12 protein-coding genes and 1 riboswitch are annotated in these 13,294 nt (G+C 50.6%); of the genes, 5 read left to right on the top strand and 7 right to left on the bottom strand.

Annotated elements, in window-relative coordinates; all coding sequences use genetic code 11:
* The coding region (locus tag ACP5D4_RS10395; protein ID WP_428011558.1) for an RNA-guided endonuclease TnpB family protein at nt 1-817 on the bottom strand (817 nt) is incomplete at its 3' end.
* A gap of 233 nt (nt 818-1,050) precedes the next feature.
* Here ACP5D4_RS10395 and ACP5D4_RS10390 point away from each other — a divergent pair.
* Nucleotides 1,051-1,275, top strand: coding sequence for a hypothetical protein (locus tag ACP5D4_RS10390; protein ID WP_428011557.1), 225 nt, complete (start codon nt 1,051-1,053; stop codon nt 1,273-1,275).
* Between the two features lie 2 nt (nt 1,276-1,277).
* Here the strand turns inward: ACP5D4_RS10390 and ACP5D4_RS10385 are convergent, their stop codons facing one another.
* Nucleotides 1,278-2,900: a cation:proton antiporter gene (locus tag ACP5D4_RS10385; protein WP_428011556.1), complete on the bottom strand. Its 1,623-nt coding sequence runs from the start codon at nt 2,898-2,900 to the stop codon at nt 1,278-1,280.
* A gap of 88 nt (nt 2,901-2,988) precedes the next feature.
* A riboswitch (Fluoride riboswitch) is annotated at nt 2,989-3,073 on the bottom strand.
* A 212-nt stretch (nt 3,074-3,285) separates the two neighbouring features.
* On the opposite strand from ACP5D4_RS10385, the gene ACP5D4_RS10380 reads away from it, so the two are divergent.
* Complete coding sequence (locus tag ACP5D4_RS10380) at nt 3,286-3,984, top strand: HAD-IA family hydrolase (protein WP_428011555.1); 699 nt, start codon at nt 3,286-3,288, stop codon at nt 3,982-3,984.
* A gap of 109 nt (nt 3,985-4,093) precedes the next feature.
* On the opposite strand, the gene uvrC is transcribed toward ACP5D4_RS10380, so the two are convergent.
* Nucleotides 4,094-5,965, bottom strand: coding sequence for an excinuclease ABC subunit UvrC (gene uvrC / locus ACP5D4_RS10375; protein ID WP_428011554.1), 1,872 nt, complete (start codon nt 5,963-5,965; stop codon nt 4,094-4,096).
* Between the two features lie 394 nt (nt 5,966-6,359).
* Here uvrC and ACP5D4_RS10370 point away from each other — a divergent pair, with 394 nt between their 5' ends.
* From ACP5D4_RS10370 to ACP5D4_RS10360, 3 genes are all read left to right on the top strand, one after another.
* Nucleotides 6,360-6,731, top strand: coding sequence for a hypothetical protein (locus ACP5D4_RS10370; protein ID WP_428011553.1), 372 nt, complete (start codon nt 6,360-6,362; stop codon nt 6,729-6,731).
* A 400-nt stretch (nt 6,732-7,131) separates the two neighbouring features.
* On the top strand, nt 7,132-7,695 hold the full coding sequence (locus tag ACP5D4_RS10365; protein ID WP_428011552.1) for a Uma2 family endonuclease: 564 nt from the start codon (nt 7,132-7,134) through the stop codon (nt 7,693-7,695).
* Between the two features lie 253 nt (nt 7,696-7,948).
* Nucleotides 7,949-8,329 (top strand): rhodanese-like domain-containing protein, encoded by a 381-nt coding sequence (locus tag ACP5D4_RS10360; RefSeq protein ID WP_428011551.1) that lies wholly within the window; start codon nt 7,949-7,951, stop codon nt 8,327-8,329.
* Nucleotides 8,330-8,409: 80 nt separating this feature from the next.
* On the opposite strand, the gene ACP5D4_RS10355 is transcribed toward ACP5D4_RS10360, so the two are convergent.
* From ACP5D4_RS10355 to ACP5D4_RS10340, 4 genes are all read right to left on the bottom strand, one after another.
* Nucleotides 8,410-8,904 (bottom strand): orange carotenoid protein N-terminal domain-containing protein, encoded by a 495-nt coding sequence (locus ACP5D4_RS10355; protein WP_428011550.1) that lies wholly within the window; start codon nt 8,902-8,904, stop codon nt 8,410-8,412.
* Between the two features lie 127 nt (nt 8,905-9,031).
* The gene (locus tag ACP5D4_RS10350) at nt 9,032-9,844 is read right to left on the bottom strand and encodes an SPFH domain-containing protein (RefSeq protein ID WP_428011549.1); all 813 of its coding nucleotides are present in this window, start codon (nt 9,842-9,844) and stop codon (nt 9,032-9,034) included.
* A 300-nt stretch (nt 9,845-10,144) separates the two neighbouring features.
* Nucleotides 10,145-12,196, bottom strand: a complete 2,052-nt coding sequence (locus ACP5D4_RS10345; RefSeq protein WP_428011548.1) for a protein kinase domain-containing protein — start codon at nt 12,194-12,196, stop codon at nt 10,145-10,147.
* 575 nt (nt 12,197-12,771) lie between these two features.
* Nucleotides 12,772-12,984: a hypothetical protein gene (locus tag ACP5D4_RS10340; protein WP_428011547.1), complete on the bottom strand. Its 213-nt coding sequence runs from the start codon at nt 12,982-12,984 to the stop codon at nt 12,772-12,774.
* Nucleotides 12,985-13,294 lie beyond the last annotated feature (310 nt).

The following is a 13,294-nucleotide window of genomic DNA, read 5'->3' as shown; positions in this document are numbered from 1 at the left end:
GTATTCCCGTTAAGTCTTCGAGGGCGATAATCGACTGAGTGTCCTTGGCGCGACGAACGATTTGTTTGGATATGTTGTGGTTCACCCAGCTCTGATAGCGCCTCTCTCTTCCCGATAGCCGTTTCAGAAGCCGTTTGGCTCCCTTGGTGCCTTTCGCTTGGACAGAGGCTCGAACTCGGGCGAACCACTCTCGGATTCTGTTGACAGGCTCCCCACTCCAACTTTGTCCCTCGGAGGTCACAGCGATATCTCTACGTCCGAGATCGACACCGATAACATCCTTGGGTTTCTGGGGTGGCGGTACATCGTCTTTGACTTGGATGTGGATATAGAGTTTCCCGTCTCGATGTTTGGAGAGGGTAGCGGAGGTGGGGGTTTTCCCCTTGAGTTTGCCAATTTGATAGTTTCCTAAGACCAACGGAATCCGTACTCGACATCCCCCCTTCGCCCCCCTTTCAAAGGGGGGTTGGGGGGATACGGTTTGGTCTTTTTCCCGATAGGAAAATACCCGTGCGTCGTAGTCGGCTGATGTGGGTTTGAACTGTTTGACCGGTCGGTCTTTGAGTTTTGCTGTTTTGCGGTTGGCGGCGACTCGGGCGCAAGCTCTCACAGCTAGGTTGGCCGTTAATTTAAACTGTTCTCGAATCGCTTTGTAGACTTCCCCTTGAATGCGATTCTTGTTGGTAATTTTCGGGTTGACCGTCTGGTTGGCAAAATTGCAAGCCTTAGCAAATGCCTCCAGAGTTGCCTCGAGTTTGTCGCGGTGCTCTGGAGTTGGGTTGAGTTTACAGACAATGGTTAAGACTTGCTGTTCCATGCCGGTTATTATACACCTAGGTGAGATAAACGAGGACTCGGCGGTCTCTATTGCCGCTCGCGTCGATTTTCCTCCCCGCTCTGAAGAGACGGGGCTTCCAATCTCCCGACTCTCCTCGTGATGGGGAGATGATGGGATGATGAGGTGAGGGGATGATGAGGTGAGGAGATGATGAGATTTCACATCATCCCATCATCCGGTCAACATATTATTGTGATATACCGAGAAATTCTATGTCTGACGGAATCAACCGCATCGTCTTCGTTCCCCCACCGCAACTCGACGATCGAATCGAGACGCACCACGTTACCCGCGAGTTTCATCGAGAAGTTGGATATCGACGGGATTTCGAGGCCTATTGTCAGTGGTATCACGAAACCGCCGAACGCCACCGTCAGGAATTTCAGAAAATGCAAGGGGATATTAACATTTTCGGTTGGTTTTCCCGCCGTCGCTGAGGTTAGGACGTTTCTCCGTTCACCAATACTACGGGAACTGCACTCGTTTCTAAGACGGTTTTCGAGACGGAACCGACGAAGACGGTTTCCCAGGCGCGATGTCCCTGTTTGGCGATGACGATGTCGGTGACGCGGCGCGATCGCGCGATGTATGCAATGGTTTCGGGAATCACGCCGGGTAAGATGAGGAATTCGTGGCGGATGTCGGCGAGGAGTCGTCGAATTTGCGATCGCAAGTATTGTAACTCTTCTTCTTGGGGGCGATCGCTCACGTGCAATACTAGCACTTCGCCGTCGCTGCGACGGGCTAAATCCGCCGCTTTTGCTAATACCCGAGGTGCCATTTCCGAGGTATCGATCGCCGCTAAAAACACCGGGCGTCCGATGGTGGCGACTTTTGTGGGATCGACGGTTCCCCGTTTTAACAGCGTCGGCGCAAAGGTTTGCGTCGCCCAGGCTCCCAACGGCGCTGTTACTAAAATCGATAAGGCGGCTAAGGCTAAGATAACATCGCCCCCTTCAATGCCTCGCGCCAGGGGAATCGCGCCGATTGCGGCTTGAACGGTGGCTTTCGCCATGTTTCCCGGTAGCAGAAACAGCCGTTCTTTGCGGTTCCAGTCGCTTCCTAGGGTAGACAGCCACCAACCGATCGATCGCCCGACGAGTAACCCTACCGCTAACAGCAACAACCCCGGTAACAACACCGCCTCTAACACCTCAAGCTGCAACGTCGCCCCCAACAACACGAACAAGATGATTTCGGCGAGGGTCCAGAGGGCGTCGAATCCACCTCGCAACCGTCGCGCTAAAGGGGTGTCGAGTTCGATGAGGAAAAACCCCATCGACATTACTGCTAAATAGCCGGAATAGATGGGAATTGTTTTGTCTGCAAGGGTTAGAAATAAAGCGAGACAGGCGGCGATCGATAGGTCTTGAACGGCGGTTTGCGTCCAATTTTGCTTGACGAGAAGCGACACTAACAATCGGGCGGCGAGATAGCCGAAAACCACGCCTAATCCGATTTTGAGAAGGACTTGTAAGGGGAGAAGTTGCACGGGAGACAGGGAAATCGCCCCCAGCGTCAACCCGGTTTGTGTCTGTTGTTCGAGGAATCCCAGCAACAGGCTGAACACTAACAACAGCAAGACATCCGAGAGGGCGCTTCCTGTTAAAATCGCGTCGGGAATCCCTTTTTCGACGCCCCACCCGAGACTTTTGAGGCGCAACATCCCCGGAACGATGACGGCGGGGGATTCGGCGCCGATGATACAGCCGAGAAGCAGCCCTGTGGGAACGTCGAATCCGAACAGCAGGGTGGCGGTGACGGCGACGACGAGGGCTTCTGCGGTGGCGGGGAGAAATCCCAACCGCAACGCCACGGACCCTTGACGGGCGAGTTTGTCGCGATCGAGTCCCAATCCCGCTTTCATTAGTACGATGGTTACGGCGACGGTTCGCAAATCGTCAGCGGAAGCGAGAACCTCGGGACTCAGAACGTTTCCGATTTGAGGTCCGATGAGAATTCCGATAAGAATGGTTCCCACCAGGGGCGGAAGTCCGAGGCGACGGGCGATTTGACCGCCGAAAAAGCCCATCGCGAGAATCCATAAAGCACTGGCTAACATTCCGTTCTCCTTGAGAGGTTGAGTCGAATGGCCTCGTCTGGAGGTTCGGAACGCAGGTTAAAACGACTCCTACCCTCCAGTTCGACCTGGAAATGTAGGAGCCATCAGCCTTCAACTGTGCCGTTTGCGGCGGTTTGCAGGCGGTTGGGGCGAGCTCCATCGCCCGTTTTGAAAAAAACCTTATTTTTAAAATACCACTGCTACAGGGCTAAAGGAAAGCCATGCTGAGTCGAATTCTTCGTTCGGCAAAACTCCTGAGTTAAAATGCTCAGGGGTTCATAAGTATAGCAAATACCTGCGATCGACTATATTTTAATGATGGGTCAATTGCGTAAAATCGATCGCAAGATTCGCTAAAATCGAATTGTAACCCGATACGAAAACGATGGCTAGTCAATCGATCCCGCTCTCGATGGAAACCGCGATTCCTACGGCGGATCTCGATCGAACCTCGATCGAGTCCGTTATTTTTGACTTTGATGGAACGATCGCGGACACTTTAGAAACCATTGTTGAAATTATCAACGAACTCGCTGAAAGTTTTGGCTATCCTGAAGCCAGTCCTGAAGCGGTCGAACATTATAAAACTCTCAGTTCTCGACAAATCTTGAAGCAATCGGGGATTTCCTATTTTCAGCTTCCTTGGGTAATTTTTAAAGCCCAAAGACTTCTGAGCGATCGCATCGATCGCCTTCAACCTATTGAAGATATCGAATCTTCTTTAGTTGAGTTAAAACTCGCCGGGTTTCAACTGGGAATTTTAACCTCAAACTCGAAAAAAAACGTTCGTAAATTTTTAAACGCCAACGGACTCGAACCGTATTTCGATTTCGTCTATTCGGGATTGACCCTTTTCGGAAAAGAACGGCTGTTTCGCAAAACCATACGCCGGGAAAACCTCGATCGCGATCGCATCGTTTATATCGGCGACGAAACCCGCGACATCGAGTCGGCGAAAAACGTGGGAATTAAATCGATCGCCGTCAGTTGGGGATTCAATTCTCGCGAAGCCTTATCAAAATTCGATCCCGATTTCGCCGTCGATTCCCCCAAAGAACTCCTAGACGCCATTCGCACTCTCTAACCGTTTAATTCTCCCGGCTCTCTGTGTCTTCTGTGGCGAACTTTAAAACCTCAACTTTTCTAAAACCTCAACTTTTCTAAAACCTCAACTTTTCTAAAACCTCAACTTTTCAAGGATGAAAATACTCGTAAATCTGTTGCGCTAAGCGAATTCCAATTCCGGGGACTTCCGCCAACTGTTCCGGCGTCGCTTGCATTAAATACTCGATCGCATGAAAATGAGCCAATAACGCTTTCTGACGTTGAAACCCCAACCCCGGAATTTCATCGAGACGCGATCGCCGCATTCGTTCCGTTCGCTGCTGTCGGTGGAACGTCACCGCAAACCGATGCGCCTCGTCTCGCAACCGCCGCAACAACTGAACTCCCGGCTGTTCCGCCTCCGTCTCCAACGGTTGCGAATCCCCCGGAACGAAGATTTCCTCTCGCTGTTTCGCCAAACTCACCACGCAAATCTCGTCTAAAATTCCCAACTCTCGCAACGCTTCCACCACCGACGACAGTTGACCCTTTCCCCCATCGATGACGACGATATCCGGGTAATCTTCCTGCGACGAAATCTCTGGGGAGGGAATTTTGGCGTAATTGCGAAAGCGACGGCGAATCACCTCCGCCAAACTCGCGAAATCGTCGGAATGTCCCGCTGTCACCTCCGGGTTGCGGATTTTGTAGCGGCGATAATGCTGCTTCGCGGGGAGTCCGTTGAGAAACACCACCCGCGACGCCACCGCATCGGAACCCTGAACGTGGGAAATGTCGTAACACTCCAACCGTCGCGGAAGTTCTGACAAATCGAGAATTTCCGCTAAATCCTGCATGGCTTCGGTGTTGCGGCTGTCTTGTCGCTGCATTCTCGCCAGTTCGTAAGCGGCGTTGCGTTCCACCATCGCCAAGAGTTCGGCTTTTTGCTGTCTTTGAACCACTTGAAGGGTGACTTTTCGTCCCCGTCGTTGTGTCAACCAGGTTTCGAGAAGTTCGGTTTCGGGGAGTTCGTGACGAACCAGGATTTCGGAGGGAACGGCGACGGGTTCGATCGCGCGGTAGTGTTCTTCTAATACTCGTTGTAAAATCGCGCCGGGTTCTCCTGGCGTGGAAACAAATCCTAACCGTCCGACGAGTTTTCCGGCGCGAATTTGAAACAGTTGAATGCAGGCGTGACGGTCGCCGATGCTGACGGCTACGGCGTCTCGGGAAATGCGATCGTCGGGAAGTGCTACTTTTTGGTCTGCACCGAGAGATTGTAACCCGAGGATTCGATCGCGCAAGGCGGCGGCTTTTTCAAATTCCAACTGTTCGGCGGCTTGTTTCATTTGTTGCGTCAACGTCTCGAGGAGTTCTCCAGTTCGTCCTTGAAACACCATCGCCACTTTCTGCACGATTTTACGATAGTCTTCTGGGGAGATTTTTTCTTGACAAACACCGGGACAGCGTCCGATGTCGTAATTTAAACAGGGACGGTCTTTAAACAGGGGTTTGGGACGTTGACGCAGGGGAAAAATGCGTTTTACCGTTTTGAGGGTACTCCGCAACAATCGCGTATCTACGTAAGGACCGTAATAGCGGTCTTTGATGTTGGCGATGCGGCGTTTTCGGGTGATGAAAATGCGGGGATAGTCTTCCGACCACGTGATGCAAAGATAGGGATATTTTTTGTCGTCTTTGAGGAGGACGTTGAAGTGGGGTTGGTGTTGTTTGATGAGGTTGGCTTCTAACGCCAAAGCTTCGGATTCGGTATCGGTGACGATGAATTCGATATCGCACGCCTGACGTACCATCATGGCGATGCGATCGCTCAGTTGTTGGGAGTCGCGGAAGTACGATCGAACTCTCGATCGCAGTTTTTTGGACTTCCCAATATAGAGGATGCGATCGGCTTCATCTCGCATCAGGTAAACGCCGGCTTCGGCGGGAATTTCCTGTAAGCGGCGTTCGAGGCGTTCTGGGTTTTGGACGAGGGGGGTTTGATGGGTGGTGGCGGTCATTCCCAAAGTAGCGACGTCGTCTCTATCTATTGTAATGCTTATTTTCGGGCGTTCGCGAACCTCAAACCATCGATCGAGCGGCCGGTTCTGCATCCCCAAAATATTAGGTGGTAAAAACGACCGATTACCAGTGAATTTTGCCCAAAATAACTAAATATAAGGTTTTTATATTTTTTGATTTCACAAGAAAAAAATATATTTTACGATTTCGTAACTTTTGAATATTAAAGTCAAAATTAAGCAAAAAACCGTAGCTCAGGGAAGTGGATTTACATTGTAAATCTGCTGAATGCCCAAGTTCAAAAACTCAAGAATGTTGCTTTTCAACAGACTGACCTACGGAAGAGTTTAGATTGAGTGTTTTTTATATTTCCAAAAGTGGAGGCTTTGACCGATGAAGTTCGTGAAAATTTTAGGTTTTTTAATCGTTCCGACAATCGCCGGTTTGACGATCGCCAACCTTCGTCACGACGCAACAGTAGCATCCGTTTCACAACGCAACAGCATCAATTCGTTTCAGATCGCCGATCGCAATCTAACGGTAACGGGAACTATCGAGCGAGTTTGGGAAGACGGTTTCCGCCTCAACACGGGCGATCGTAACTATCACGTAGACAGTTGGGAAGTTTGTGGCGACAATACGGCGAGTCATTTGGCTCCTGGCGATCGCGTGACCGTGACGGGAGAATTAGAAGGTGGTGAATTCGATGCGTATGCGATCGTCAAAGACAACGGAACTCCCCAAGGTTTAGCCATTTGTCGTTAACACAAGACTCGACGTTCGGACAATTTCGACCCGAGCGTCGAATCTATTCGTTAAAGGTTTTCTTGGAGATACCGGGTATTTAAAACTTAGGAGTTTCACCCCGAGGACACATAGGGTCTTGAGTATTATGCAAGATTTAATGTTTTGGATTAAAATAATATGAATCTTTGTTTGATATTACAAAACAAGAATCAACATTAAGATTGGCGCGGTAACATCCTATTTCTGTAAATTGATGTATAGGATCTGAAGAGACAAGAGAGATGTCGAAGATTTCGAGAGAAAATCTGACAGTTACTTACCACAAATTAGCTCGAATTGCTATAGAAAAAAATCCTAATTTTCAAGCCAAAACCATAAAAATATGCTATACTAAAAAATAAGTTCGCCAGTAAAACCGATGGTTGTCAACCCTCTGCACTGGACTACAAGAGACCTCGACGCCATGCCAGACGATGGCGGTTGGAAACGCTACGAAATCGTTAACGGAGAACTGTTCGTGACTCGTGCGCCTCACCTTCGCCACCAAAGCGTCGCCGGAAAACTGCACGTTCGCTTAGAAATTTGGTCGGAACAAACCGGGTTAGGGAGTACCTTTCAAGCACCCGGCGTTATTTTTTCGCCCCAAGATGCCGTCATTCCAGATGTGGCTTGGATTCGCAAAGAAAGCCTAGAAAATGGAATTGATGACGCCGGACACTTAATCGTTGCGCCTGAGTTAATTGTAGAAGTTCTCTCTCCCGGCGAACTGAACGAGCGGCGAGATAAGGAAGTTAAGCGAAAACTCTATTCGTTGCATGGCGTTTGGGAATATTGGATTGTCGGTTGGCAACGCCAAACCTTAGAAGTTTATCGGCGTTCGGAAGCTCAACTTTCCCGGGTTGAAACGCTGTTTATAGGCGATACCTTGTCTTCGCCATTGTTACCGGGATTCAGTACGGAAATTGCGGCGATTTTTCAGTAGTAGCGGCTGTGTTTTCCCTTTGATATCGGTTTTTGAAGGATTTTCCCGCCGATGTACTCGCTGGCAGGTTACGTTTCGGGACGTTGAAGGAATTCCACTAACGATAGCATCGCGCCAACGCACAAACTCCCAAAATACAAAAGACCACGTACCAGCAAGATACAAAATGCGAACAGACTCTACCAGTAGAGGGATACCAACCTTCCGTCAAGCTTGTTAAGTGTTAAGTAATGTTGAAACGCTTGACAAATTTATGACTTTTACTCAATCTAACGTTCCCACCCCCGCACCTTTTGAAGCGGAAGCCACCGCTGACGAACTCCAATCTCGTCTGAACTGGGGCGAACCCGCGTTAACCATCATCGACGTGCGCGATCGCAACTCGTTTAATAAAGAAAGTATTCGCGGTGCCCTGTCGATTCCCATGTCAGAACTCGTCTCCGAAGCCCAAGCGAACTTCGAGACGATGCGCGATATCTACGTTTACGGCAACGACGACGAAGAAACGCGCCTCGCCGCGACTTCCCTGCGAGAAGCGGGATTCGATCGCGTCGCTGAATTAAAAGGCGGCTTAAACGGTTGGAAAGCCATCGCCGCACCCGTAGAAGGACACACTACCACCGAATACGTTTAATTGGTGAAGAACTCGACATCATCAAAATCCCCCCGACTGGGTTCGCCGTCGGGGGGTTTGGGGTTGAAATGGCATCGGCGTTACGGAACGCTAAACACGGCACTAGCCATCGGATTCACGCCTAACGTCTCCACGACGCATCGCAACAGAGCCAGTTTTTCCGTAGCGTTCGCCTCTTCCAAGGCTTGAAGAAATTCTTGGGCGGGGGGCGAGAGGTGGTAGTCTTCTGGTAAGGGAGCGATCGACCCCTCTTCAACGCCTCGACCGATTAAATGCCAGAAGACGAGTTTTTTATCGGTATACAACGCCCCGTACTCTCGTGAAAGCTGCGTATTCTCGTTTGACGCGATATCTTGCAGACATTCGCACTGTTCTTCAAAGGATTTGCCTTGAATGTTCTCGAATAAATTGCGAGCGAAGGTATCCGATTCGTCAGCGGCAGTAGTGCGAACCGCTGCCTCGAAATAGGAACGCATCTTCCACAGTAAGGCTAACTGTTCGTCAAGGGCAAAGCGAGGAAAATGGTCGATGGACTGTTCCAGTGTGTCGTTTTTAAAAACGGTGTGAGAAATCATATTCAGAATTCGATCGCGACTTACATCTATTTCTATTCGTAGCGAGATGGCGCGATCGCATTCATCTAACTTGCGAGAGACTTGTCGGGGATGAGGGGATAATGGGGAATTTCTGCACCCGATCGTCTCAACTTTCCGATTCCGAACCGTTCGAGGAAATATTATCTGATAAACTATCGCCCAAAACGGGTTCGAGGGCTTCTGAGAGGGCTTTCGGGTCCATAAAGACTACTTTAGAATTATCGCTCTTGCTGAGTTGGGTTGTCGAGTCAACGTAGCGTTGAGTGATAAAAAAATGTAGGATTTCGCGGGCGTTATGTCTCGACTCCAAGGCTCGAGCAATTTGATTCATATATTCGGCGGTTCCTTCGGCTTCTAAAATCGACGCTCGCTTTTTAATTTCCGCCGCTCGCTCCATTTCCATCGATTCGAGAACCGTTTCAGAGGGCTTGATTTTTTGAACGTCTACTCGGGTTATTTTTACGCCCCAATTTCCCGTTTCGTCGTCCATTTTTTCTAGCATCACTTGGTTGATTTCACCGCGAGCCGTTACCGTGCGATCGAGTTCTCGCTGTCCGATTTCCGACCCTAAAATCGTACTGACCCGATTTTGAATGGCTGCGGCTACGTCTTCGATTTCGTAATAGGCTTTTTCCAGGTCTAAAATCCGCCAGTAAACCACCGCTTGCACTTCTAAAGAAACGTTATCTTTGGTAATTGCCCGTTGTGGTTCGATTTCAATAAACTGTTCCCGCATGGTATCTTCCCACACGATGCGATCGAAAAACGGAGCGGTCATGTTCAATCCTGCGTTAAGGGTTCGATGATATTTCCCCAACCGTTCGACTAAGGCTTGGTTGCCTTGGTTGATAATTTTGACGCCTCCGGCTGTATATCCCACTAATCCAAGAACGATGGCGGCCAGCAACGACGAATACATCGATCGATCTCCTTCAAGAATACTTTTAAAATTTTAAAAATTTAACTCAATTTTAGCTTGGAATTTAGTTTTCACTTTAACTTGAATTTGACTCGATCGCACCGCAAAATCCTGAGTGGCGCAGAAAACTTTTCGAGATTAGGCATTGACAAAATCTACAAAATATGTATTAAAAGACCAGATCCCCGGCATCTCCAAGATGCCGGGGATCTCACACAGCCGTTGACCTATCTTGTTTGAGCGGGTTTCTGCGTAAGTCCATCCGAGTCGAGCTGGGTACGTTCGTGAGAATTTCAGGGTCTAGGGTTCGATGGGCATTTCCCATAACTTCACAGTTTTATCGACGCCGCCACTGACGAGTTGGCGACCGTTCGAGGCAAACGCCAAGGCGCTGACTTGGCCTCGGTGTCCGCGAAAAACGTACTCCCGTTCTCCAGTTTTCACGTTCCACAGATAAATCTCGTCACCGCCGCCGACGAGATAACGACCATCTGGCGCAAAGAGAACCGTACTGACATCGACTTGTGTGTTTTCGAGTCGATCGATCTCCGCACCGGGAAAGACGTTCCACAGACGCACGGTATTATCGGCGCCGCTGCTGGCGATGGTGGTGCCGTCGGGGGACAGTGCCACCGATCGCACCCCAGCTTCGTGACCCGTGAGAGCGCGAATTTGCACCCCCTGGCGCACGTTCCACACCCGCAGCGTTTTATCTTCACCACCGCTGACGAGGGTAGAAGCATCGGCGGACAAGGCTAAGCTGGTGACGGCGCCCGTATGACCCTGTAAAGTGTGAAGCACGCGACCGCTGCGTAAGTCCCACACGCGAATGGTGCGATCGTCGCTGGCACTCACGATAATGTGGCCGTCGGCGGAAATCACGATATCGTTGACGGCTTTGGTGTGGTTGTTGAGCGTTAACTTGCGAATTCCCGTGCGGGTGTCCCACAGGCGAATCGTCGTATCTTGGCTGGCGGTGACGATGGTGTTACCGTCGGGGGTAAAAGCGATCGCTTTGACCCAACTTTCGTGAACCGATCGCTCGTTGAGGAGAACCCCGTTTTTCAGCGCGATAATCCCCAGAGTTTGAAAACTACCGCTGACCACGATGTTGTTTTGAGGCGACACCGCTAAACCGTAAACTTGTCCGACGTTGCGGGCCAGCACTGTATCGAAAAAGCCACTACTGGGGAAAGACACCAGGGGAAACCACGGCGTTGCCGGAAATAGAGCGTAACGCCAATAGCTGTAAATTTGCGAAATTGCCAACAGCGCGATCGCGCCTCCGACTGCCGACGTCCAAGACAGTTTCAGCCGTTGGCACCAGTCGGCCTGACGGTGTCGCAGGCGAGATTGAATGCCGCGTCCCCCCGTACTGCGAAATCCCGAACCGGTCGATCGTAAATCCGGCGTACCGCTGCGATACAATCCGGAATCCGTGGGTAACGCCCGAGCCTTGCGGGGGGGGTTGGAGGAGGGAGGGGCTGAAGCCTCCTCGTTCCCTTTGAAGGGCCATTTAAAATTCGTCGGCGAGGCTGACAGTTGCGATTCGGCCTCGTCCAAAGACCGCAAAATCATTTGAGCGTGTTGGGGACGGTTGCCGGGAAACGGCGCCATCATGTAGTCGATGATGTCGGCCAGAGCCTCGGGAATCTGAGGAGCGCCGTCTCGCCACTGGAGTTTTCCCGTGCGGGGATGTTCGGGAAATTCCGTCGGTTTTTTCCCCGTCATCAAGTAGACAAAGGTGCGGCCGAGGGCGTAAAAGTCCGACTGGGGAACGGCTTTTCCGTTAATTTGTTCGGGAGGGGTGTAGCCGGCTGAGATAATTTCCGTGACGTTTTGGCCGCCACCGACTTTGTTGAGATAGGTTCCCGTCACTTCCCGCGCCGTTCCGAAGTCGATGAGAACGAGCTGTCCCTGGGGACGGCGCATAATGTTATGGGGTTTGATGTCCCGGTGGAAGTAATGCTGTTTGTGGACTTGTTCGAGAATGTCCACCAGTTGCTTGAGCCATTCGACCGCCACCTTTTTATCGATCGGCTCGTTTTTGCGTTCTTCGAGCCATTCGGTGAGGTTCAATCCCTCGATTTTTTCCATAACCAAGCAGTGAACGGGTTCTTCGCTGTTGGGCGGCCAGTATACGAAGTACCCGTCCGGTTCGACTTTAGGGATACCGGGATGGCTGAGGCGGCTGAGAACTTTGGCTTCTTGTTGAAACAGCGAAACGGCTTTGGGATGGTTTTTGTAGAGAACTTTGATAACTTTTCGTTTTTTCCCTTCTGCCGCTTCAAAGGTTTTACCGAAACCGCCACTACCGAGCAACCCTAAAATCCGATACCGATTTTGCAGCACCAAGTCCGCTCCGCAATGGGGACAGACACGATCTTTCGGATTGGGCTGTTCGGCAGGGTTAGGGCATTGGGGGTTAATGCAATAACTCACGGATAGCAGCTGACCCGGCACAAAAGTTAGGGGCTTATGTTGGCTTGGACGAATTCAACGACTTGACTCAAACGAGGGGAACGAGAATTCCTCCCGATTGTTCCTTGAAAGTCTGGCTTTTGCAGAACGCTCGATGGGGAGTCGAGGAGCGAAGGGCTTGTCGGAGGACGGCTCGGCTCCTGAAATCGTTGGGATTCCCCACATCTGGATTCGTCTGGGACGGGAGAAATGCCCCCGATGAGGCGAACTCACAACTGTGGGTGGTTTAACGGTTGGGGAAAGCACTCCGCTAACCCTGACTTTAATTTACCTTACTGAACCTGGTTTCTGTTGGCTGTTTTCAGTTTATCGTACTGGCCGGGTTCTCATCGCCTTGCCACTCAAGGCGATGAGATTTCTCTAGAATTTCTCTAGAAAAAGCGGAAAACCCGAAGCCTGTCGCTTCGGGTTTTCTTAGGAGAAAGGGAACGGCTTGGGAGTTTGCCCTAACGACGAGAACCACCGAGGTGGGGGAGGAATACGGTGACGGCTTCGCCATCGTCGTTGACGATATCGTGGGATTCAAAGCCTAAGCGATCGCCGACTGTACGCCGCCGCGAGCGACGGTGCGAAGAATTTCGTAGAGAACTGGAGGTGGCACTGTCGCCAGTCCACGGTTGAGGGGTGGCTCGATCGAGCGCAACGACAGATCTGGCCATGAGATGTTTTCCTCCCTAAAAAGGTGTTTCAGTTGTCGATCGCGTTCCGGACAACTGAGGCGATCGCGTTTGATACGATTGCCCACTTACTTAAAAACGTTTCGATCGCACGAACAGAGGGGCTATTCTCAACGAATTTGAAACCGCTTTTGTGGTTTTTTAACCCAATTACCTCGAAGGTTTGCGATCGATCTTTTTACAATATTAGTATACCGCCATCGCTCGGTCACATCAGAACCTTCGAGTCAAAAGTTTACAAAAAAAACTTCTCCCGAAAACTACGATGGCACGGATGTAACCGCGCTTACAA

Source organism: Baaleninema sp., from assembly GCF_049974805.1.
Classification (GTDB): domain Bacteria; phylum Cyanobacteriota; class Cyanobacteriia; order Cyanobacteriales; family Geitlerinemataceae; genus Baaleninema.
The sequence above is the reverse complement of the archived record's forward strand: the minus strand, read 5'-3'. Positions and strand labels throughout refer to the sequence as shown.

Excerpts from the sequence above, each read along its gene's own strand:
- ACP5D4_RS10390 (WP_428011557.1), top strand. The coding sequence starts at position 1,051 with ATGTCTGACGGAATCAACCGCATCGTCTTCGTTCCCCCACCGCAACTC.
- ACP5D4_RS10385 (WP_428011556.1), bottom strand. The coding sequence starts at position 2,900 with ATGTTAGCCAGTGCTTTATGGATTCTCGCGATGGGCTTTTTCGGCGGT.
- ACP5D4_RS10380 (WP_428011555.1), top strand. The coding sequence starts at position 3,286 with ATGGCTAGTCAATCGATCCCGCTCTCGATGGAAACCGCGATTCCTACG.
- uvrC (WP_428011554.1), bottom strand. The coding sequence starts at position 5,965 with ATGACCGCCACCACCCATCAAACCCCCCTCGTCCAAAACCCAGAACGC.
- ACP5D4_RS10370 (WP_428011553.1), top strand. The coding sequence starts at position 6,360 with ATGAAGTTCGTGAAAATTTTAGGTTTTTTAATCGTTCCGACAATCGCC.
- ACP5D4_RS10365 (WP_428011552.1), top strand. The coding sequence starts at position 7,132 with ATGGTTGTCAACCCTCTGCACTGGACTACAAGAGACCTCGACGCCATG.
- ACP5D4_RS10360 (WP_428011551.1), top strand. The coding sequence starts at position 7,949 with ATGACTTTTACTCAATCTAACGTTCCCACCCCCGCACCTTTTGAAGCG.
- ACP5D4_RS10355 (WP_428011550.1), bottom strand. The coding sequence starts at position 8,904 with ATGATTTCTCACACCGTTTTTAAAAACGACACACTGGAACAGTCCATC.
- ACP5D4_RS10350 (WP_428011549.1), bottom strand. The coding sequence starts at position 9,844 with ATGTATTCGTCGTTGCTGGCCGCCATCGTTCTTGGATTAGTGGGATAT.
- ACP5D4_RS10340 (WP_428011547.1), bottom strand. The coding sequence starts at position 12,984 with ATGGCCAGATCTGTCGTTGCGCTCGATCGAGCCACCCCTCAACCGTGG.